Source organism: Paracoccus maritimus (assembly GCF_025195095.1).
Lineage (GTDB): Bacteria > Pseudomonadota > Alphaproteobacteria > Rhodobacterales > Rhodobacteraceae > Paracoccus > Paracoccus maritimus.
In genome coordinates, this window is record NZ_JANAVZ010000010.1 from 43,284 (window position 1) to 62,547 (window position 19,264).

Here is a 19,264-nt window from a genome sequence, read left to right on the forward strand (position 1 = left end):
CTCACGCCGAGACCGAGAAAGTCGTCATCATGCCGCTGGCAAGATGCGGCATGTGGTGACAATGCAGCATCCACTCCGCCGCCTCGCCCGCATCCAGCGCCACCGTGACCATTGACATGGGCGGCACATAGACCGTGTCGCGCAAAGCACCGGCGAACCGCTTGCCATTGAGGGCGACGACCTGAAAATGATGGCCGTGCAGATGCATCGGATGGCCCATCATCGACATGTTGTGAAACATGATCTCGACCCGCTGACCCGATTTGGCCGCAACCGGAATTCGGTCCTCGAACACACGGTCATTGATGGTCCAGCGATAGGGCTGCATCTGCCCGCCCAGCATCACCATGGGTGAGGCATCGGCAGCACGTTCCGTCAGCGGAGCAACGGCCCGCAAGGCGGCTTCCTGCGCAAGGTCGATATCGAATGCAGGTGCCGCATCGTCGGCCATTCCGAGAATGACCGGCACGTTGGCGCCAGAAGTGGCAAGGATAAGGCCGGTGCGCTCATGCGCGCCTTCGCGCAGAGCAAGGATCGGCCAGGCGCCGCCTCCGGCGGGCAGGTCAAGTTCGATATCCAGGCGCTGACCCATGGCCAGACCGAAGCGTGTTCCCGGCAAGGGCTGCACCGGCTGGCCATCCACCGCGACAAGCCGGCCTGGTACCTCGCCGCTGTCGATCCAGAACACCGTGGCAGCAGCCCCATTGATGACCCGCAAAAGGATGTGGCCACCCTTTTCCACCTGCACGACCTCGGGGTCGCCCAGGGTGCGGTCATTCGCCAGATAAGCGTCGAAATCGAAATCGTTGAGGTCCATCTGCATCCCGGCCATACCGGACATGGACATGCCGCCCATTTCCGACATCCCGTTCATGGCCATACCATCGCCCATGTCATGACCGGCATGAGGATCGGCTGGTTGCGACATTTCGGCTTCGGCGGCCTCTTCATGCCCCTTTCCCGAGCGAATTTCGTCCAGCACCTCTTCCGGCGAGCGGAATGAAAAGTCATGCAGGAACATGGTGACCTCTTGCCGATCAGCTCGCCGATCCCCGGGGCGGCGGACGATCAGGGGTGCGGCCAGTAACTGCATCTCCTGAATGGGCACATGGCTGTGCATCCAGTGCGTGCCTGCTGCGGCCTCAAAATCATAGCCACGCGTCTCTCCTGGCTGCAGCAGCGGCATCGGCATATCGGGAACGCCGTCCTGCGCGTTCGGCGGGATCTGTCCATGCCAATGAATGATCGTCGGCTCGGTCAGATCGTTGGTCAGGTCCAGAAGGAAACGCTGGCCGGGGTCCAGAATCAGCCCGGGCGTTCCGTTGCCGTTGATCAGCCCGAAAACAGTGGCGGCGCGGCCATCGATGTCAAGCGTGCGCGTCGTTGCCTGCAATGCCAGCGCGGCTGGCTGCGCAAAGCCCGCGCGCGGGATGACAAAAGCTGCGGCCATGGCAGCGGATGCGGTCAGAAAGCCGCGGCGATTCAGTGTGCAAGTCATATGAATAATCCATCAGATCCCGTAGGGCGAACCATGTTCGGCACCTTCAAAGGTGCGGCAAGCAAGTGTTCAGATGGATTTCGGAGGGCGGTATCCGGGGCCGACCAGACGGCCCTCACGTGTCACTGCTATAGAGTGCCATTTCAGCGAATGCTCGGTCTCAACAGGCGCAAGTTGCGCGGCAGCAAGCCAGGGCGTAGGTGTGCCGACACATACAATCGCACAGGCATCGGTCATATCGTGCCGAGAAGGCTCTCCTGAATAACCGTGCTCATGCCCGGTTGTATCGCCGGGATGGCTGATCGAAGCGACAACGTGATCGGTTGGCAGTCCGGCTGGGCCAGCACTTTGCCCATGCTCCGTCGTGCCCGCCAACACGAGCAGAACAACAAGCACAGAACATATCGCGCGGCACATCATGTGGTTGAGTTGGAACCTATGAAACTAGCTTGACAATAAGCAGGACAGGCTCTCGTTGCAATTCAAGGAGTAATCAACAGAGGGTGTAGGTTTTTCCCTTCTGAGCCATTGACCGGCAGCCCTCCCCCTAGGTTCTGCCACCTTCCGCCTCCCTGCCGGTCCTGGCGCTGATGTATGACTTGCCATACGCGCGAGGCTGAGCCTCATGTGGGATGCAAGAAGGAGGCGCTGGGCATGGTGAAGCGATTGAGGTTAAACGAAAAAACGGTGCGGGAGGCGGCACCGGAACCGGGCCGGGACTATCAGATTTTTGACAGCGAGGTGCGGGGGTTTGCCATCTGCATCTACCGTTCCGGCAACCGGGCCTTCACGCTGGATTACCGCCATGCCGGACGCCAGCGGCGGATGACGTTGGGGCGCTGGCCGGAATGGTCGACGGCTGCCGCGCGGGAACGGGCCAAGGAGTTGCGCCGCGATATCGATGCCGGGGGCGATCCGCTGGGCGCGAAGAAGGACGGGCGTGAGGCGCCCCGGTTCAAGGATCTGGTTGACCGCTATACCGAGGTGCATCTGCCCAATCTGGCGAAGACCAATGCGTCCGATCAGCGCTCCATGCTGACCAAGCTGGTCGGGCCGGACTGGAACAACAGGCTCATCACGGAAATCACGCCCTATGATGTCGAAAAGCTGCTGAACCGGATCGCCGAGGGCCGGTGTCGTCCCCATAAGGCAAAGCCGAACAACCGGGCAAGGAAGCTGCAGGGCGCAAAGCCGACGCCGGTGCGCGCCAACCGCGTCGGTGAGGTGCTTCGAAAGATGTTCACCTATGCGCAGGGCTGGGGCTGGCGGGAGGATAACCCGGCCTCTGGCTTCCGCCGCCGGATCGAGAATCCGCGCGAGCGGTTTCTGTCGCAGGACGAAATCCGGAAGCTTGCTACCGCGCTGGACGCGGCCGAGGATCGGCGCGCAGCGGATATCATCCGGCTCTGTATGCTGACCGGCGCGCGGGTCGGCGAGGTCCGGCAGGCGCGGTTCGAGCATTTCAACCTTGAACATCTGAGCTGGTCAAAGCCCGCCAGCATGACCAAGCAGCGCAGGATTCACCGGCTGCCGATCTCGGACGAAGCCGCAGCCATTGTTCGCCAAAGGCAACTGCTGGTGCCGCGCGGCTGCTCATACCTGTTTCCGGGCGATGTGCCCGGCCAGCCTGTGAAGGAAATCCGCCGCTTCTGGCATCAGATCCAGAAGCAGGTGAACATTCCCGATGTCCGCATTCACGACTTGCGCCACACCTTCGCCTCGCTACTGGTCAGTGGCGGTGCGTCACTGGAAATGATCGGAAAGCTCTTGGGTCACAGCCAGACGCAGACCACTGCGCGCTATGCCCATCTGATGGACTCGCCGCTGCGCGCCGGGGTCGATGCCGTGGCCAGCGCCTTCCGGCCAAAGCCGGTGCTGGTGCATGATGCCGGGGCGCAAGATGATCAGGCGCGCAAAAGCGCCTGACCAAACGTCGGCCTCTCGCAACGGGCGCTATGGGGTTTCCCGCAGCGCCCGCCAGATCGGGGTCAGTCGCCTTCGGATCGTACTCTCATCAGGTATCTCGCGACCCGGAGAGGTCTTTGCGAACCAGTCCTGAACTTCCGCAACCCATTCACCCTGCGTTGCAGGCAGGCCATCCTCGTGCAGACGGACCATCTGCGAGATATAAAGACCTTCCCAGTCATAGCGGGATGGCGCACCGCCCGGATCTGCCGCGCGCTTGGCGAGACCGTGGGCAATCTCGAACTCGTAAACCTCACTCGCGAGGATCAGCAGGTCGGAGGGTTCGACGGTGATGTGATTTTCGGGATCCGCGATCATCACCCAGTCCTTCTGGCCAATTGGTCGAACCCGCCGGATCACGCGGCGTTGCGGCCCGCTGGCCCAGCGCCGGAACATGCTGAGGATATCGACCACGGGCACCACGACCAGCCCTGACAGAATCGTCCCGTTCTGCTGGATCGGCTCGATCGCCATGACGACCTCGGGCTTTCCGTTGATGGCCCAACCCGCCAGATCGTCGAGGCTGCAATCCCATCTGATCGCAACTTCCTGAACCGTGAAAAACGTGCGTTGCGGCAATCCCATCTTCTTTCGTCTCCCTGCTCGTAGGCGCTGGGCTGCCCTTCTTCCGATCCCAAAGCGCCTTGCCTCAATCCTCTCGCGCGCAGACACAGCTTTCCCGATCACGGGCCTTGCAAAGGCTCGCGTCGCTCGACCGCATCCGGCGTGATTGGCCGACTTCTTCACCACCAGAACGAGACTTGTCCAGACGATTTCACTGGGGACAACCGACTCTTTGTTCTTGACATGTTCCAGCCCCAACAAAGGCTGAATCTGACACCGGCGACCGGCAGAACCGGTTCTGCCGGTCGCCGGATTTTGCCTCTTGACAGCCTGTCTCGCAGTGCATGCGCATCGCCAAACCCAGCAAAACATGGGGTGGCATAACCTCCGGGAGGTTACGCCACCTTCCGCCTCCCTGCCGGGCCTTTTTATGTGATTGTTCTTCTCCCCGTCAGCGGCCCGGTCCGGGCGATGCAAGATGGAGGCAAGAGCATGACACAACCCATGAGTGCGGAACCGAAGGTTGAACCGCGCCTGCTGCGCGGCTGGATCAGCCGCTACGATCTGGCGCAGGAGCTTGGCCTCACGGTCGATACGCTGGGGCGCTGGGAGCGGCGGCGGAAGGGTCCGGCCTGTGTCCGCGCCGGTCGCAAGATCTTTTACCGGATGAGCGTGGTGCAGGACTGGCTGCAGTCGCAGGAGATGCCGCGGGTCACCGACGCGAAACCCGGCAAGGCGCGGGGGCGGAAATGAACGCTATGTCCCAGATTCCCGATGCCGCTATCGATCATAGCTCTACGACCGATACTGCCTGCCCGCCGGACTGGCCCGCCCAGCGCCTCTCTGAGGCCCGGGGCATTGTCGCCGATTTCGTCCATCACCCGGACAGCCTGATCATCCTCGCCTGTCGCGCCATCGCGGCGCATAGCCCCGAGGAACAGGAACGCCGCGAAGCCCTGGCCCTCGCCAGGCTGCTGATCGCCCTGTCGACCCGCAAACCGAAAGGCGGTGACTCGTGACCCGCCGTACACCCGAGGCCGATATCCAGCGCGCCATTGTCCACACATTGCGGATCGTCCTGCCCCGCGATGCCATCATCCACCATTCCGCCAATGAGGTCGGGTCGGGTGGCAAGGCCGCACGGCAGCGCCAGGCGATCCTGACCGGCATGGGCGTGTTTCCGGGCTTTGCCGATCTGGTCGTCCTGACTGGCGGGCAGGTGTTGTTTCTGGAGGTCAAAAGCCCGTCCGGCCGCCTCAGTCCGGCCCAGAGAGCGTTCCGCGACATGGTGAAGGCCCAAGGGTTCGGCTGGGCGCTGGTCCGCTCCGTCGAGGACGCGCTGGGCGCGCTCGCCGATCACGGCATCACGACGCGCGCCCAAGCGCTAAACCCGCGACGGAGGGCCTGCGCATGAGCCACTATGCGACCAACTGGGCCATCCTGCAGCGTGGGCTGAAGCCCGCCACCAAGATCGTGCTCTGGCATCTCTGCGACCGCCACAATCCGGATTTTGGCTGCTTTCCGACGCAGGCGCGGCTGGCGGCCGATTGCGAGATGTCGGTGTCATCCCTGAACGACCATCTCCGGGCGCTGGAAGAAGCGCGGCTGATCCACCGGGTTCGCTGTAACGATCCGCAGACGCATCGACGCCAGGCGACGCGCTACATCCTCGGCTTCGAAGATCGGTTTCCAGATGGCGATGACAGCGACGGTCCATGTCCGGATTCCGGAGATGGAGCCATCTCCGAAAAATCGCCAAAGCCATCTCCGAATTTGGCCGGTTTCCATCTCCGAAATTCGGAGACTAACCCTGTAAGAGAACCATTAAGGGAACCAGTAAAGGAGGAGGAGGGCGCGCGAGCGCGCGATGATCGATTTGAAGAGTTTTTTGAAAGGCTGATCGACGCGCTGGGTTTGGACACCGATGCGGGGCTTCCCGGCTGGTGGCAGGGATGGCCACCCCGCGAACATGTCCGTCGCTGGATTACCGATCTCGGCCTGACCGAGGACCGGATCGTCGCGGTGGCCCGCGACAGCCGCAGCACGCATCCCAATCCGCCGGACGGCCCGAGAGCACTGGACAGGGCCATGGAACGGGCGGCACGGAGCGCCGAGGCGAGGAAGCCCGCTGACGGCGACAAGCGGAGCAAGCGCGGCAACAAGCCTGCCGACGCGCCACGTGCCAGCATGGACGAGATCGCGGATTTCTATGCCGGGCTGGTGAACGGGGATGGCTATCTGCCCTCCAATGCCATCTCGAACACCGTGCGCAATGCCATGCTGGAACGCGGCCTGGTCACGACCGAGCGGCTGCGAGAACGGGGCGTGGCATGAGCATCCATTCCCGCTTCCCGAACCGCAGCACCACAGGCACCCGAACCAAACGCGCGCTGGGCGTCCAGCAGGTGCTGGAATGGGCCTTTCGCATGGAGAAGGCCCGGCTGGAACTGCCCGGGCCGCCCGACCCCGAACGCGGCGAAGGTTTTGGCTTCGGCCTCGAATACGTGCTGATGCAACGCGCCGCGCTGGGCTGCCGCATCGATGGCGGAAGGTACAAGCCAGACAGTTCCACCCACCAGGACGCCGAAGTCATCGCGGCTTGTGTCGCCGGACTGCCAACCTCACTCGGTGGCTTGCGCATGGCGATCCGCATCGCCGAACTGGCCCGGGCCGGCATGACACCGGATTGGATGCCCGGCGCTGTACCACGCTGCGTCCCAATCGAGATGAAGCGCAATCAGCACGGCGAACGCGCGATCACCATCCCGGTGGGCACGACCCGTGTGCTGTCGCGCGGCAAGTGGCGGACGGTCGAACTCCGCGCCTGCCCGGTGACCTTCTCGCCGCATCCGGACCAGATCGCCGCCGCACGTCGCCACTACGAACATTGGTGGCTGGCGCTGGGCTGGGTGCGTGACGGGCTGATCGCGGGCGGCATGCTGCGGAGCATCGAGGTGACGGAGGTAATGCCGAGGCGCGAGCCATGGGCGAGCCCGTCGAGCCGCGAACAGATCGGCAACAAAACAGTTTGACATTCGTGCCCCTGTTGACTCATAACCCAAACATCGAAGACGAGCGCCCGGAGAACAGGCGCTCTTCCGGTCAGACCCTCCATCCCTACCCCCTTGCCATGGTTCCTCCTGGGCCGCGTCCGCATTCGGGGGGGCGCAGCGCAGAAGTTTGCCAGCGTCAGGCGATTTCACCGGGGAATCCAGATGGAATCCACCTATCCAGTTTGAGAGCCGTTTCGACCAATAAAACAAGGCTTTGATCACCAGGCGAGGGTGGATTCCTTCTGGATTCCGGCGGAATCCAGGAAGCCACCTTCGGAATCCACTTCGGGGAATCCAGGCGGAATCCATCGAGGCAGAAGCCACCGGGAGCCACCCGCCCCAAAGCCACCCAAAACCACAGGACCAACCTGCCCCATGGACCTCACCTTCGCGCCGCGCCAGATCGAGTTCTGGCCGATCGAGCGCCTGCGCCCCTATGCCCGGAACGCGAAGATGCACGGGCCAGATCAGGTGCCGCGCATCGCCGCCAGCATGGCCCGCTTCGGCGCGGCTTCCCCGAAGTCGCAGAAGGACTGATTGGCATGGGCTACAGGCTTGCGGCAGGATTGTTTACGGCGCCGGAAGTCGGCGCGCCCCACCGCCGGGAACGGCTGTTCATCCTCGCCATCCGGAAAAGCGACGAACTGGCCGACCCCGCGCGCCTGCTCCGGCACCCGGTCGAGCGGCGACAATCGCAGCGAGAACCTGCGCCTCTGGCCGACGCCCCGGGCCAGCGCCAACGAAAACCGGCAGACCAGACCGACGCCGTCGCAGGCGGCGGGCAAGCACGGGATGAACCTCGCGACCACGGCCACGCAATGGCCGACGCCGCTGGCGGCGGACGGCAACAAACCGAGCGCAGGCAACCGCAAATCGGCCGATCTGACCCATGCGAGCCAGATGTGGATGACGCCGACGGCGCGGGATCACAAGGATGGGGCAACGACGCTGGAGAACACCCCTGTCAACGGCCTGCTTGGCCGCCAAGTCCCCACGATGCCAACGGCTGGAAGCGATATCTCAGATCAGCGCCGGACGCTGAACCCGCCATTCGTCGAGGCGCTGATGGGCTGGCCAACAGGGTGGACAGGCTCCGCCTCTGTGGCAATGGCGTGGTCCCCTGGTTGCAGCGTATGCGCTCCGAACCTTGGCGTATCAGCTGCAGAAGGAGGGATGATGCGGCACCAGATCAGGCCGAGCTCAGCTTATAGACCCGGCCCCTTTCGGGGAGTTTTTCGGAGGTCACATCCAGCCCCAGCTTCTTCTTCAGCGAACCGGAAATGGCGCCCCTGATGCTATGGTGTTGCCAATTCGTCGCTTCGGCGATCTCGGCAATACTTGCGCCCTCCGGCGCCTGAAGCATGGCGATCAGCTGGGCCTGTTTGGTGCCGGGGCGCTGGGCGGCGGCGATGGCCTCGGGCTTGGCATCGCGCAAGCCCGCCATGGTTTTCACCACGACCGGGTCGATGCCGACGGCCGCAAGGCCTTCGGGCGTGGCGATCAGCGTGGTGCCATGCCCGTCGCCGGTTTCACGCCAGAGCGGTTCGTTACGCCGAAGATTGGCATCGACCTCTTCGAGGAAGCCAAGCTTGATCATCCGGCCGATGGTCATCTTCGCTGCAGCCCCATGCAGCCCCTCGGGCAGCGGCAGTGCGAGATTGCCGGTCCGGGCGCTGGCGCGCGTCAGGATCAGGGTCTGGGTGTCGGTGAGTTTAGTCATGGATGGCTCCGTGCATTGCCGCCGCGTGCTGCGGTCGGCTTCTACGGAACCGGACCCCGCTGCGCGGGGCATAACAGTCGTTTCTGGCCGACCAATCAGGCGGCGTGTTCGCCCTCGCCGAAGGCAAAATCGCTGATCTGCTTCAGCAGGTTCGCCTGATGTTCGAGGCTGCCGACATTGGCCCAACTCACCCGCTCGGGATCGGCGCCGAAATGATCGTCACTGAAGGCCTGCAACCCGGGCCAGCATGGCGTCGATTTCGACTTTCTTGGCGATGAAGGCGGTCAGGGCGGCTTCATTGCTGCGGGCGGGTTTGCGGGTCATTCCGGTCTCCGGGTGCATCGTTTCGTTGATGCAGCATCGCTCTGGCGCGGCCTGAAGTGTAGATAATTCTCAGTAATATCATTGCTTTATAATCAACAGGGAGAGCCGCGATGCAGGGCATGAGCGAACGCGCCTATGCGGCCCATGTCGGGCTGTCGCGCGGGGCAATCCAGAAGGCGCGCGAAAGAGGGCGGCTGGTGCTGTTTGCCGATGGTTCATCGATGCGGCGGCGTCTGATGCCCGGCGCGCGGCAACCACCGATCCCGATCAGCAGAACCGGTCGAAAGGCGGCACCGCGCGACAAATATCGGCACCGAAACGGACGTCGCGCCCCGCGGAGAACCTCTCCGCCCCGTCGATCTCCGGTCCGAGCGACAGTTCCTCCTATCTGAAGGCCCGGACGGCGCTGACGGTCTATCAGGCGCAGGAACGCCAGATCGCCATCCAGAAGAAGAAGGGCGTGCTGGTCGACCGTGCACGGGCCGAGACGCTGGTCTTTCGCCTCGCCCGGCAGGAACGTGATGCCTGGGTGACATGGCCCGCCCGCGTCGCTGCGATCATGGCGGTGGAATTGTCGGCCGAGATGGAAAAAACCACCGGGGAATCCGTGAGCATCGGCACCGGGGTGCTGCAGAGGGTGCTGGAAACCCATGCCCGAGCTTGAACAGCCTCCCGACCGATATATTTGCCGCCGCGCCCGCGCAGTCCCTTCGGCAATGGTGGGGCGAGATTGCCCACACGGGTGCACGACCTGGGCAGGATTAATCTCCGGGTGTCGGAAAGTTTCGTCATGACTGGCTCTGTTTGCCGCCGCCGCAGGTTACGGTCGGCTTCTACGGAGTTGGATCCCACCGCGCGGAGCATAGCGGTTGTTTCGGGCCTTCGCCTTACTTCCGTTCAGCACCATCAGGATCGCTCTGACGGGCATAAACGTAAAAGAATATCTGTCAATTTCATTGCCTTAAGGCCGAGCGCGTGAGCCGTGACGCAGGGTATAAGCGAACGTGTTCAGGCAGAGCGCAGGGCCGAAGCCGTATTGCGCACTCTATGACTCACCCGATCACTCTGAACGCCTCACCTTCTGATGCCGGCACATGACTTGTCTCAACCTTCATGATGGTCCAATGAATGCAGGGGGGTTCGTCATGCCTGAATTTCTTGTCTCTCAGGTGCGTGTCGGTCGCGTGAAGCCGCTCCGTGCCGAAGCCATTCCGAGTGGCATCCGCAAGTACAGTGTCGCAGGACCGATTGCCGCGGCAGTCTGTGGACTGGATGGTGATGAGCAGGGCGACCGGCGCAATCATGGAGGCCCCGACAAGGCCATCCACGCCTATGCCGCCGCCCATTATCCAGCCTGGCGCAACGATCTTCCTGAGCTTGCGGCAGAATTTCAACCCGGTGCCTTCGGGGAAAATCTTGTCGTCCACGGCGCAGTCGAGGCCGATATCTGTCTGGGCGATCAGTCGACGCTTGGCGAGGCATTGCTGGAGGTGAGTCAAGCGCGCCAACCCTGTTGGCGGCTGAACCTGCGCTTCCAGCGGCACGACATGGCACGTCGCGTGCAGGAATCCGGGCGCACTGGCTGGTATTTCCGTGTTCTCAAACCCGGGCACATCGCGCCGGGGCAGACGGCGCGGCTGGTCGAACGACCGCATCCGGAATGGAGCCTCGATCGGGTCTGGACCCTTCTTTATCGGGACCGAAACAACCGCACGGCATTGACCGCCTTCGCCGCACTGCCCGGCCTGCCCGAACGGTGGCGGAACATGGCCGAAGCGCGGCTGGCCAATGGGCGCACCGAGGATTGGACGCGCCGGCTGGAAACGCCGGCATGAGTGCAGAACCCGAGGAGCGCCCCGGCCGACCCTTGCCCATCGTCATCTCGATTCAGAGCCAGATCGCATGGGGCCATGTCGGCAATTCCGCCGCTGCCTGGCCGATGCGTGCCTGCGGGGTCGAAGTGATCGAAGTGCCGACTGCGCTACTGTCGAACCATCCGCACTATCCCTCGATGCGCGGCCGCCTGCTGGACCCGGATCTGGTCGACGAGATCCTGTCGGGCCTTGCCGAGCGCGGGATCCACCAGCGCGCAACGGCCATTCTGTCGGGCTTCATGGGCCAGGCCGGGACTGCCTCGGTGGTGGCCGCGTTTGTGCGGCAAGCCAAGGACGCGAACCCGGATCTGCTTTACGCCTGCGATCCGGTGATTGGCGACGCCGATCTGGGCTTTTTCGCCGATGCGGCGCTACGCAGGGCTTTCGCCGAAGATCTCGTGCCGCTGGCCGATCTGATCCTGCCGAACGCGTTCGAACTGGAAGCGCTTTCCGGCGTCGCCATCGACGGCCCGGATGCCGTTGCCGCCGCCCGCGCCGTTCTGGGCACGCCTGCCGTGGTCGCGACATCGGTGCCGGTCGAGGGCTGGCCAGACCGGCTTGGCACGGTGACGGTCAGCGACGCCGGCCGCAGCATCATCAAGATGCCTAGGCTGCCGGTCCGGCCGGCCGGCACCGGCGATCTGCTGGCGGGCCTGACAGTGGCACGGCTGGCCCTCGGGGTCGATCTCGACACAGCCGTGGCTCGGGCGGTCGCGGGCGTGGCGGCGGCACTGGCGCGCACATCCGGCGAGCCTTGGGCCGAAATGCCGATCGCAGCCGCCATCTTTGCCATCGTCACGGCCACGGGTCGAGAGACGATGCCTGAATCCGGAACGGAGCAAATGCGATGACACAGATCTGGCTCAAGCGCGCGTATGAGGCCCCGGCGCCGTCGGATGGGCAGCGCATCCTCGTCGACCGCCTGTGGCCGCGCGGCGTCTCGAAGGAAGAATTGCACCTCGACGACTGGATGAAGGAAATCGCGCCCAGCGACGCGCTGCGCGACTGGTTCGGTCACGACCCGGCCAAGTGGAAGGAATTCCAAACGCGATATGCAAAGGAACTGGACAAGAACGGCGACGCCGTCGCGCCGCTGAAGCAAAGGCTCGACAAGGGGCGCGTGACGCTGGTCTTCGCCGCCAAGGATGAGGCGCATAACAACGCTGTGGCACTGAAAGCCTATCTCGAAGGCAACTGATATCATCGGTCGGCCGCCGCGGCACCAGTCTACCACCGCTCAACATCGTGAGGCCCGCGATACGAGGCCGCGCGATGCACGTTGACCCCGACCTTACGTCTCGTCCGGGCGGCAGCTACCGCTCGGACGAGAAGTGGGCCTTGAGATAGTCGAGGATCACGGTCTTCGTCTCGGGTTCGGGCTCGAACATGCCCTGTTCGTCGACCATCCACTGCCACAGATCGTCCCAACGGGCATCGGTGATCCGTTGTTGTTTGATGATCTCGGTGGAGTGACAGGCGGTGCACTGATAAAACGTATCCTCGGCACCCCGCGCATCGGGCAGTCCGCCAAGCTCTTCATTGGCGGAAATCTCCGCCTCGGGATCCTGCGCCGGTGCGCGCAGCGCCGCCATCGGATCGTCGGCTGACGGTGTTCCTGCCGCCGAAGCCGCAGCACGCATCGGATCGGGACGGCTCTGCGCCATTGTCGCGGCAGGGATGCCTAACAGGGCAACGGCGACCGCTGCGGAAATCAGGGCACGCATCCGCTCTCTCCTCATGTCGCGATCAGGGCGATGCGATGCACCATGTTGTTGCCGTAACCGCGCGGGTTCCAGCCCGGTGTCGTGACCGGCTGGCTAAGCCCGTTCTTGTCGGTCGCCCGCGCCCAGACCTCATAGTAGCCAGCCTGAGGCAGTGTCACATCCGCACGCCAGCGCTGCCAGGCAAATCGGTTCGGCGGCGGGTCAAGCTTGGCCTCCTGCCAGGTCTGGCCGAAATCGATCGAGACATGCATGGCTGCCACGTCACCATTGCCGGCCCAGGCATGACCGCGCACCTCGCTGGCCGTGCCCGACGCCACCTCGGTCCCGGTGCGCGGGAAGGTGACCAGCGATTTGACCGGCATTTCGGTCATCACCACCATATCCTGTTCAGGAACCTCTGTGCCCGGCGAGACGGGATAGGCCGGGAGACGATAGGAATAGCCGGTCATCTTGGCCCCGTCATGTTCCTGATCCCGAATGGTGATCTTGGTCAGGTATTTCTGGCAGGCCGAACCCGGATAGCCCGGAATGACCAGCCGCAAAGGAAACCCATGCAGCGCCGGGATGTCCTGCCCGTTCATGTCCCATGCGATGATCCCGTCCTCGGCCATCGCGTTGTCAATCGGCACCCCGCGCGAAATCACCTCCTTCTCGGAATCGCCGGAAAGATGCACGTCATTGCCGTAATGCGCGGTATAGACTGCGCTGTCCTTGACCCCGGCCTTGGCCAGCACGTCCTTGAGCCGCACCGGTCCATTCCGGGCAACCGACGGCGCCCGTGGTCCACTGGTTGCCCGAGGCGCCGGGGTTGAAGAACGCCCGCCCGTTGCCGCCGCATTCCAGCACCAGCGCGCTGGTGACATTCTCGAACCCCGATTTCAGATCCTCGATGCTCAGTTCCAGCGGCGTGTCGACTTCACCGTCGATCGTCACCGTCCAGCCAGCCGCGTCGCCGTCCAGCGCGGTCTGCGGGACAAGCCCGTTCATGCGGATGAAAAGATGCTCATAGGGCGTGAGGTCGTCATCCAGCAAATAGGCCGGCACCTCGGCGTTCAGCGGCCGGTCGCTCAGCACCGAAAGCCCATCCTTGTCGCCCAGATGCTCCTGTCCGGTATCCTGCGCCAGCGCCACCGGGATCAGCCCCATGGGCAGATTCCGTTCGAACGGGATGGTCATCCCCAAGGCCGCCCCCAAGGCCGAGGCCCCCCCCGCGCAAAAGCGCGCGGCGCCCGGTGTCAGGATTGTCCGTGCCGCAGTCCAGAGTTCTCCGGTCACTGACTGAATGAATATCGCTGTCCCGATCTTCCAGGTGATCTGGCATGAGGTCCTCCTCTTTCCTCGCGACTCCTCGAAAGAATCATGCCACACGAATGTGCCATTCGACAAATACGGGGTGGCCTGACAGACCTCATGAGGCCGAATTGCCGGTCGCACCCATGTCCAGGCTGACCGTTTCGAGATGAATCGCCATCGCCGCCGATGCGCCACTGGTATCATGACGCTCGACGGCATCGACGATCCGGTCATGCTGGTCGCTGTGGATGGTTCTGAACGCCTCCACCCCGATGCGACGATATGTCCTTTCCCACGCTCGTTGCCAGGCAACGCGACGACGTACGCCGGACAGATAGCCGAGAAAGCCTACAAGCACCGGATTGCGCGAGATGTTGGCCAACGCTTGATGGAATGCGTCGTCCGCCTGTTCGCATGCGGCGCGGTCGGGGGCCTGACGGCCCTGCCTGACTTTCTGCCGCAACAGGGCGATGTCATTGGCAACGGCATGTCGCGCAGCTTCGGACGCCACCATCGGCTCCAACAGCATCCTTGCCCGCATCACGTCGGGTGGCGTGGCACCCTCGATCAATAACAGGTCACGGAGCGGCAGATACCGGGGCCTGGGTCCGCGAAAGGTGCCCTGTCCGACATGGCGCCAGATGGCACCGTCCTTCTCAAGCGCCGACAGGCATGTTCTGAGTGTCTGCCGACTGCAACCAAGTTGGCGCGACAGATCCCGTTCGGCGGGCAATCGCGCTCCGGGTTCCAGATCTTCCAGCAGTCCGACTAGTGCTGACCGCAGTTCGGCTGTTTTGCGTCTCATCTGCAGCCCCCTTCCACGGACCAATTTGCAGACCAATATGGAAAGGCGCAAGTGACATAGACACACGCACCGAACGGATCCAACACATGTTGCTTGAACTGCTTTTTCTTTCTATTGCCGGTTTTGCGGCGGGCCTGCTGAATGCCGTTGCTGGTGGCGGGACATTTCTCAGCCTTCCTGCCCTTCTCTATGCTGGCCTGCCCCCAGTCAGCGCCAATGCAACGGCGACTTTGACGGCGCTGCCTGGTTATCTCAGCAGCGCATGGGGATTCCGCGAGGACATGCGCGCGGAAGGCGCACTTGGCCTGAAAGCGATCATCGGCATCGCAGCGTTGGGCAGCATCCTCGGGGCGATCCTGCTGATCATCACACCGGGCGACACCTTCATGGGGGTCGTGCCGTGGCTCTTGTTGCTGGCCACCGTGATGTTTGCCGCCACCCGGTCCCTTCTGAAACTGTTGCGACAGCATGGAACCGGGCTTGCCGGCCCTGCCATATCCTGCGCGGCCATCCTTGCGGTGGCAATCTATGGCGGATATTTCAATGGCGGTGTCGGGATAATGTTGCTGGCGGTCTTCGGACTGCTCGGCCATACCGACATGCATGGCATGAATGGCTTGAAGAACCTGCTGTCTGCGGTGCTGTCGCTGATTTCGGCGGCGACCTTCGTGGCTGCAGGGCTGATTGCGTGGCAACCGGCACTGCTGATGGCTGTTAGCGCCACATTGGGCGGCTACGCAGGTGCGCGCCTCAGCCGTCGAATCGTGCGAACAGACCTTTTGCGCGTGTTCATCGTTCTGGTCGGCGCCGTCATGACTGTGGCATTTTTCATGATCTGACAGCGGCAGTTCAGCCCATCCGCTCGGACGCGAACTCGCCTGGGCTGGCAGGGAACACCACTGTCTTGTCGGCGTTCAGAAAGACGCGTCGGTGAATATGAGCATGGATGGCACGGGCCAGAACCTGATTTTCGACGTCGCGTCCCAAGCTTACATAATCCGAAGCGTTCTGGGCATGGGTGACGCGGATGATGTCCTGCTCGATGATCGGTCCCTCGTCCAGATCTGCGGTCACGTAATGGGACGTCGCGCCGATCAGCTTCACACCGCGATCAAACGCTTGTTTATAGGGATTGGCACCTTTGAATGAGGGCAGGAACGAGTGGTGGATATTGATGATCCGCCCGGACATTTCCTGACACATCTGATCGGACAGCACCTGCATGTAGCGTGCCAGCACGATCAGATCCGCGCCGGTATCGCGAACGATTCGCATCTGTTCGGCTTCCGCCTGCTGTTTGCTGTCCTTGGTGACCTTTATGAAGTGGAACGGGATATCGTGATTCACGACAATCTTCTGATAATCCATATGATTCGAGATCACGCCCACGATATCGACCGGCAGCGCCCCGATACGCCAGCGATACAGCAAATCATTCAGGCAATGTCCGAAGCGCGAAACCATGATGATGACCTTCGACTTCCGGGCGGGATCGTGAAAGGCAAACTCCATTCCGGTTTCGTCAGCGATCGGCGCGAAGGCTTGGCTGAGTGACTCCGGAGTCTGCTCGGATTGTACCGAAAACATCAATCGCATGAAAAAGCGGTCATTCACGACATCGGAGAATTGCGAACTGTCCAGGATGTTGCAGCCTTGCCGAGCCAGATAGTCCGCTATCCTTGCCACGATTCCCGTCCGGACCGAGGACGAGACCGTCATGATGAGGTGAGACATTCCCAGCAATCCTTTCCGGTTCTCAGCATTCAGGCAGGTTGACGGCAATCCCGCCGGTCGAGGTTTCCTTGTATTTCAGGTCCATGTCGCGGCCGGTCTGAAGCATCACCCGAATGCAGTTATCCAGCGGCATGACGTGCTGCCCATCCCCGCGCAGCGCCAGAGACGCTGCCGAAACCGCCTTGATCGCGCCCAGCGCGTTTCGTTCGATACAGGGAACCTGCACCAGCCCCGCCGCAGGATCGCAGGTCATGCCCAGATGATGCTCAAGCGCGATCTCAGCGGCGTTTTCCACCTGCTCGTTGCTGCCGCCAAGCGCCGCGCACAGCCCGCCCGCCGCCATTGCGGATGCCGATCCCACCTCGCCCTGACAGCCAACCTCGGCACCCGAGATCGAGGCGTTGTGCTTGATGATGCCGCCGATTGCAGCGGCAACCAGCAGCAGGTCGCGACAGCCTTCTTCGGTCGAACCGACGCAATGGCCCCGGTAATAGCGCAGAACGGCGGGCACGACCCCGGCAGCGCCATTCGTGGGCGAGGTGACAACACGACCGCCGGCCGCGTTTTCTTCGTTCACCGCCATCGCGTAGACGCTCATCCAGTCATTAGCATGATGCGGTTGGGCGAGGTTGCGACCTTTTTCGGAGAGAAGCTGATCGTGGATCTTTTTCGCCCGTCGCCGAACATTCAGCCCGCCCGGCAGGACGCCTTCCTGCGACAGTCCGCGCGCGACGCAATCATCCATCGCCTTGAGGATATGATCGATTTTCTGGTCAAGCGCGTCTCCTTGCAGCAAGGCCTCGTTCGCGCGTTTCATGGCCACGACGCTGGACCCGGAAGCCTTGCCCATCGCCAGCATTTCGGCGGCAGTTTCAAACGGATAGGGAAAGTCCGGGCCAGCTCTGCCATCATGCATCGGCGCAGTGGCTGACCGCTGCCGTTCCAATTCGGCAGCAGTCAGGACAAAGCCGCCCCCCACCGAATAGTAGGTCTGCCGGTAGCAGGTATGTCCGTCCCTGTCATAGGCACTCAGAATCAATCCATTCGGGTGCCCGTCAAGCGGTGGCCCATAATCAAAGACCAGATCTTTCGACGGGTCGAAACGCAGTTCGCCAAGTTCTTCGGGGTGGACAACGCAATTTTTGCGCAGTTCTGCCTCGATCGTCTCGGCGCGATCAGGGTCCAGCGTCGCGGGCAACAGACCACAAAAGCCCAGCGCCACCGCGCGATCCGTCGCATGCCCCTTGCCCGTAAAGGCCAAGGAGCCGTGGAGGCTTACACCCAGCCGGTACAACTCACCCGCCCCCGGTATCCGTTCAACACCACCGCGCAGATCGTCCAGAAACCGTCCGGCAGCGACCATCGGCCCCATCGTGTGCGACGATGACGGGCCGATGCCGATCTTGAAGATGTCGAAAACAGAAAGAAACATTCATACGCCCGGTTGATAGATCGGGTGCGCCTTGCACAACGTTTGAACCTCGGCGCGAACGGCCGCCTCGACATCGCGGTCGCCATCGGGATTTCCGGCAAGTCCGTCGATCACCCGCAGGATCAGATTTCCGATCTGTTCGAACTCGGCCTCGCCAAAGCCGCGCGTCGTTCCCGCAGAAGTGCCAAGCCGGATGCCCGAGGTCACGAACGGCTTTTCGGGATCGTTCGGGATGGCGTTCTTGTTGCAGGTCAGCCCGGCACGTTCCAGCGCGATCTCGGCTGCCTTGCCGGTGACGCCCTTGGGCCGCAGATCGACCAGCACCATATGGCTGTCGGTCCCGCCCGAGACGATCCCCAACCCACCGGCCATCAGCGTATCGGCCAGCACGCGGGCGTTGGCGACGACATGCCGCGCATAGTCGCGAAATTCGGGGCGCAGTGCCTCGCCGAAGGCCACGGCTTTGGCGGCGATGACATGCATCAGCGGGCCGCCCTGATTTCCGGGAAACACGGCCGAATTCAGCTTTTTCGCCAGCGCTTCGTCATTGGTCAGGATGATCCCCCCGCGCGGACCGCGCAGGGTCTTGTGGGTGGTCGAGGTGACGACATGAGCATGGGGCAGCGGATCGGGATAGAGACCCGCCGCGATCAGACCCGCATAATGCGCCATATCCACCATCAGCCAGGCACCGACCTCATCCGCGATGGCGCGGAAGGCGGCAAAGTCGATCTTGCGCGGATAGGCCGAGGCACCCGCGACGATCAGCTTCGGCCGTTCAGCCAACGCCTTTTCACGCACCTTGTCCATTTCGATCAGATGGCTGTCGGGTTCGACCTCATAGGATACGACATCGAACCACTTGCCCGACATGGTGACGGGCGAGCCATGGGTCAGGTGGCCGCCATGGGCCAGCGACAGGCCCATTATCTTGTCGCCGGGATTGAGCAGCGCCAGGAACACCGCCTGGTTGGCCTGCGCGCCGGAATGCGGCTGGACGTTCACGAATTCCGCGCCGAACAGTTCTTTCAGGCGGTCGCGGGCGATATCCTCGACCTCGTCAACGAATTCGCAGCCGCCATAATAGCGTTTGCCGGGATAGCCTTCAGCATATTTGTTGGTCAGGACCGAGCCCTGTGCCACCAGCACATCACGGCTGACGATGTTTTCGGATGCGATCAGTTCGATCTGGTCCTGCTGACGCCCCAATTCGCGGCCAATCGCGGCGGCAACGGCTTCGTCTGACAGGGTTGTCGTCTTGGTATCAAGCATTGGGTT

General features: G+C 62.8%; 21 protein-coding genes and 3 pseudogenes. 13 read left to right on the forward strand and 11 right to left on the reverse strand.

The window, feature by feature from the left end:
* Nucleotide 1 precedes the first annotated feature (1 nt).
* Nucleotides 2–1,498, reverse strand: a complete 1,497-nt coding sequence (locus MU516_RS15815; protein ID WP_260278245.1) for a multicopper oxidase family protein — start codon at nt 1,496–1,498, stop codon at nt 2–4.
* 654 nt (nt 1,499–2,152) lie between these two features.
* Here MU516_RS15815 and MU516_RS15820 point away from each other — a divergent pair.
* Entirely contained in the window at nt 2,153–3,424 is a 1,272-nt protein-coding gene (locus MU516_RS15820) for a tyrosine-type recombinase/integrase (protein WP_260278246.1), read from the forward strand.
* Between the two features lie 27 nt (nt 3,425–3,451).
* Here MU516_RS15820 and MU516_RS15825 read toward each other — a convergent pair whose 3' ends face one another.
* Nucleotides 3,452–4,048 carry a hypothetical protein gene (locus MU516_RS15825; RefSeq protein ID WP_101459780.1) on the reverse strand — a complete coding sequence of 199 codons (597 nt, stop codon included), beginning with the start codon at nt 4,046–4,048 and terminating at the stop codon, nt 3,452–3,454.
* 483 nt (nt 4,049–4,531) lie between these two features.
* Here MU516_RS15825 and MU516_RS15830 point away from each other — a divergent pair, with 483 nt between their 5' ends.
* The 7 genes and pseudogenes from MU516_RS15830 to MU516_RS15860 all read left to right on the forward strand — a co-directional run bounded on the left by MU516_RS15830 (nt 4,532) and on the right by MU516_RS15860 (nt 8,291).
* Nucleotides 4,532–4,780 carry a helix-turn-helix transcriptional regulator gene (locus tag MU516_RS15830; RefSeq protein WP_260278247.1) on the forward strand — a complete coding sequence of 83 codons (249 nt, stop codon included), beginning with the start codon at nt 4,532–4,534 and terminating at the stop codon, nt 4,778–4,780.
* Nucleotides 4,781–4,785: 5 nt separating this feature from the next.
* Nucleotides 4,786–5,046, forward strand: coding sequence for a hypothetical protein (locus MU516_RS15835; protein WP_260278248.1), 261 nt, complete (start codon nt 4,786–4,788; stop codon nt 5,044–5,046).
* Entirely contained in the window at nt 5,043–5,441 is a 399-nt protein-coding gene (locus tag MU516_RS15840) for a VRR-NUC domain-containing protein (RefSeq protein ID WP_101459782.1), read from the forward strand. The genes MU516_RS15835 and MU516_RS15840 overlap by 4 nt, the downstream gene beginning before the upstream one ends.
* Complete coding sequence (locus MU516_RS15845; protein WP_260278249.1) at nt 5,438–6,361, forward strand: helix-turn-helix domain-containing protein; 924 nt, start codon at nt 5,438–5,440, stop codon at nt 6,359–6,361. The genes MU516_RS15840 and MU516_RS15845 overlap by 4 nt, the downstream gene beginning before the upstream one ends.
* A complete protein-coding gene (locus MU516_RS15850) occupies nt 6,358–7,059 on the forward strand; it encodes a hypothetical protein (RefSeq protein ID WP_260278250.1) in 702 nt (233 codons plus the stop codon). Before MU516_RS15845 ends, MU516_RS15850 begins: the two co-directional genes overlap by 4 nt.
* Before the next feature lie 396 nt (nt 7,060–7,455).
* Nucleotides 7,456–7,599: pseudogene (locus MU516_RS15855) on the forward strand (ParB N-terminal domain-containing protein); the annotation flags it as partial.
* Nucleotides 7,600–7,622: 23 nt separating this feature from the next.
* A complete protein-coding gene (locus MU516_RS15860; protein ID WP_260278251.1) occupies nt 7,623–8,291 on the forward strand; it encodes a class I SAM-dependent methyltransferase in 669 nt (222 codons plus the stop codon).
* Here MU516_RS15860 and MU516_RS15865 read toward each other — a convergent pair.
* Nucleotides 8,270–8,800 carry a DUF3489 domain-containing protein gene (locus tag MU516_RS15865; RefSeq protein WP_260278294.1) on the reverse strand — a complete coding sequence of 177 codons (531 nt, stop codon included), beginning with the start codon at nt 8,798–8,800 and terminating at the stop codon, nt 8,270–8,272. The genes MU516_RS15860 and MU516_RS15865 overlap by 22 nt on opposite strands.
* Before the next feature lie 95 nt (nt 8,801–8,895).
* On the reverse strand, nt 8,896–9,036 hold the full coding sequence (locus tag MU516_RS19485; protein WP_425606870.1) for a hypothetical protein: 141 nt from the start codon (nt 9,034–9,036) through the stop codon (nt 8,896–8,898).
* A gap of 198 nt (nt 9,037–9,234) precedes the next feature.
* Between MU516_RS19485 and MU516_RS15875 the strand changes: the two are divergent.
* The 4 genes and pseudogenes from MU516_RS15875 to MU516_RS15890 all read left to right on the forward strand — a co-directional run bounded on the left by MU516_RS15875 (nt 9,235) and on the right by MU516_RS15890 (nt 12,196).
* Nucleotides 9,235–9,788: pseudogene (locus tag MU516_RS15875) on the forward strand (hypothetical protein).
* 481 nt (nt 9,789–10,269) lie between these two features.
* Entirely contained in the window at nt 10,270–10,959 is a 690-nt protein-coding gene (locus MU516_RS15880; protein WP_260278252.1) for an MOSC domain-containing protein, read from the forward strand.
* On the forward strand, nt 10,956–11,849 hold the full coding sequence (pdxY, locus tag MU516_RS15885; RefSeq protein ID WP_260278253.1) for a pyridoxal kinase: 894 nt from the start codon (nt 10,956–10,958) through the stop codon (nt 11,847–11,849). The genes MU516_RS15880 and pdxY overlap by 4 nt, the downstream gene beginning before the upstream one ends.
* Nucleotides 11,846–12,196 carry a DUF488 domain-containing protein gene (locus MU516_RS15890; RefSeq protein ID WP_260278254.1) on the forward strand — a complete coding sequence of 117 codons (351 nt, stop codon included), beginning with the start codon at nt 11,846–11,848 and terminating at the stop codon, nt 12,194–12,196. The genes pdxY and MU516_RS15890 overlap by 4 nt, the downstream gene beginning before the upstream one ends.
* 115 nt (nt 12,197–12,311) lie before the next feature.
* On the opposite strand, the gene MU516_RS15895 is transcribed toward MU516_RS15890, so the two are convergent.
* The 4 genes and pseudogenes from MU516_RS15895 to MU516_RS15910 form a co-directional block, all read right to left on the reverse strand.
* Nucleotides 12,312–12,722 (reverse strand): cytochrome C-552, encoded by a 411-nt coding sequence (locus MU516_RS15895; RefSeq protein WP_260278255.1) that lies wholly within the window; start codon nt 12,720–12,722, stop codon nt 12,312–12,314.
* Nucleotides 12,723–12,733: 11 nt separating this feature from the next.
* The gene (locus tag MU516_RS19490) at nt 12,734–13,171 is read right to left on the reverse strand and encodes a molybdopterin-binding protein (RefSeq protein ID WP_425606872.1); all 438 of its coding nucleotides are present in this window, start codon (nt 13,169–13,171) and stop codon (nt 12,734–12,736) included.
* Nucleotides 13,172–13,237: 66 nt separating this feature from the next.
* Nucleotides 13,238–14,249, reverse strand: a pseudogene (locus tag MU516_RS19495) (molybdopterin-dependent oxidoreductase); the annotation flags it as partial.
* Nucleotides 14,131–14,820, reverse strand: a complete 690-nt coding sequence (locus MU516_RS15910; protein WP_260278258.1) for a FadR/GntR family transcriptional regulator — start codon at nt 14,818–14,820, stop codon at nt 14,131–14,133. The gene MU516_RS15910 and the pseudogene MU516_RS19495, both read right to left, overlap by 119 nt.
* Nucleotides 14,821–14,906: 86 nt before the next feature.
* On the opposite strand from MU516_RS15910, the gene MU516_RS15915 reads away from it, so the two are divergent.
* A complete protein-coding gene (locus MU516_RS15915) occupies nt 14,907–15,659 on the forward strand; it encodes a sulfite exporter TauE/SafE family protein (RefSeq protein ID WP_425606871.1) in 753 nt (250 codons plus the stop codon).
* Between the two features lie 10 nt (nt 15,660–15,669).
* On the opposite strand, the gene purU is transcribed toward MU516_RS15915, so the two are convergent.
* Genes purU through glyA form a run of 3 tightly spaced genes read right to left on the reverse strand, consistent with a single transcriptional unit; the run spans nt 15,670 to nt 19,258 of the window.
* Nucleotides 15,670–16,554 carry a formyltetrahydrofolate deformylase gene (gene purU, locus MU516_RS15920; protein WP_260278259.1) on the reverse strand — a complete coding sequence of 295 codons (885 nt, stop codon included), beginning with the start codon at nt 16,552–16,554 and terminating at the stop codon, nt 15,670–15,672.
* A 22-nt stretch (nt 16,555–16,576) separates the two neighbouring features.
* A complete protein-coding gene (locus tag MU516_RS15925; protein ID WP_260278260.1) occupies nt 16,577–17,986 on the reverse strand; it encodes an L-serine ammonia-lyase in 1,410 nt (469 codons plus the stop codon).
* A complete protein-coding gene (gene glyA, locus MU516_RS15930; RefSeq protein WP_260278261.1) occupies nt 17,987–19,258 on the reverse strand; it encodes a serine hydroxymethyltransferase in 1,272 nt (423 codons plus the stop codon). It lies immediately after the preceding gene.
* Nucleotides 19,259–19,264: the final 6 nt, after the last annotated feature.

Bases quoted from the DNA above. Each gene is read 5' to 3' on its own strand.
- MU516_RS15895 (WP_260278255.1), bottom strand. From the start codon at position 12,722: ATGCGTGCCCTGATTTCCGCAGCGGTCGCCGTTGCCCTGTTAGGCATC.
- MU516_RS15880 (WP_260278252.1), top strand. From the start codon at position 10,270: ATGCCTGAATTTCTTGTCTCTCAGGTGCGTGTCGGTCGCGTGAAGCCG.
- MU516_RS15850 (WP_260278250.1), top strand. From the start codon at position 6,358: ATGAGCATCCATTCCCGCTTCCCGAACCGCAGCACCACAGGCACCCGA.
- MU516_RS15915 (WP_425606871.1), top strand. From the start codon at position 14,907: ATGTTGCTTGAACTGCTTTTTCTTTCTATTGCCGGTTTTGCGGCGGGC.
- glyA (WP_260278261.1), bottom strand. From the start codon at position 19,258: ATGCTTGATACCAAGACGACAACCCTGTCAGACGAAGCCGTTGCCGCC.
- MU516_RS15865 (WP_260278294.1), bottom strand. From the start codon at position 8,800: ATGACTAAACTCACCGACACCCAGACCCTGATCCTGACGCGCGCCAGC.
- MU516_RS15845 (WP_260278249.1), top strand. From the start codon at position 5,438: ATGAGCCACTATGCGACCAACTGGGCCATCCTGCAGCGTGGGCTGAAG.
- purU (WP_260278259.1), bottom strand. From the start codon at position 16,554: ATGTCTCACCTCATCATGACGGTCTCGTCCTCGGTCCGGACGGGAATC.
- MU516_RS15910 (WP_260278258.1), bottom strand. From the start codon at position 14,820: ATGAGACGCAAAACAGCCGAACTGCGGTCAGCACTAGTCGGACTGCTG.
- MU516_RS15925 (WP_260278260.1), bottom strand. From the start codon at position 17,986: ATGTTTCTTTCTGTTTTCGACATCTTCAAGATCGGCATCGGCCCGTCA.
- MU516_RS15825 (WP_101459780.1), bottom strand. From the start codon at position 4,048: ATGGGATTGCCGCAACGCACGTTTTTCACGGTTCAGGAAGTTGCGATC.
- MU516_RS15830 (WP_260278247.1), top strand. From the start codon at position 4,532: ATGAGTGCGGAACCGAAGGTTGAACCGCGCCTGCTGCGCGGCTGGATC.
- MU516_RS15835 (WP_260278248.1), top strand. From the start codon at position 4,786: ATGTCCCAGATTCCCGATGCCGCTATCGATCATAGCTCTACGACCGAT.
- MU516_RS15820 (WP_260278246.1), top strand. From the start codon at position 2,153: ATGGTGAAGCGATTGAGGTTAAACGAAAAAACGGTGCGGGAGGCGGCA.
- MU516_RS15890 (WP_260278254.1), top strand. From the start codon at position 11,846: ATGACACAGATCTGGCTCAAGCGCGCGTATGAGGCCCCGGCGCCGTCG.
- MU516_RS15815 (WP_260278245.1), bottom strand. From the start codon at position 1,498: ATGACTTGCACACTGAATCGCCGCGGCTTTCTGACCGCATCCGCTGCC.
- MU516_RS15860 (WP_260278251.1), top strand. From the start codon at position 7,623: ATGGGCTACAGGCTTGCGGCAGGATTGTTTACGGCGCCGGAAGTCGGC.
- pdxY (WP_260278253.1), top strand. From the start codon at position 10,956: ATGAGTGCAGAACCCGAGGAGCGCCCCGGCCGACCCTTGCCCATCGTC.
- MU516_RS19490 (WP_425606872.1), bottom strand. From the start codon at position 13,171: ATGACCGGCTATTCCTATCGTCTCCCGGCCTATCCCGTCTCGCCGGGC.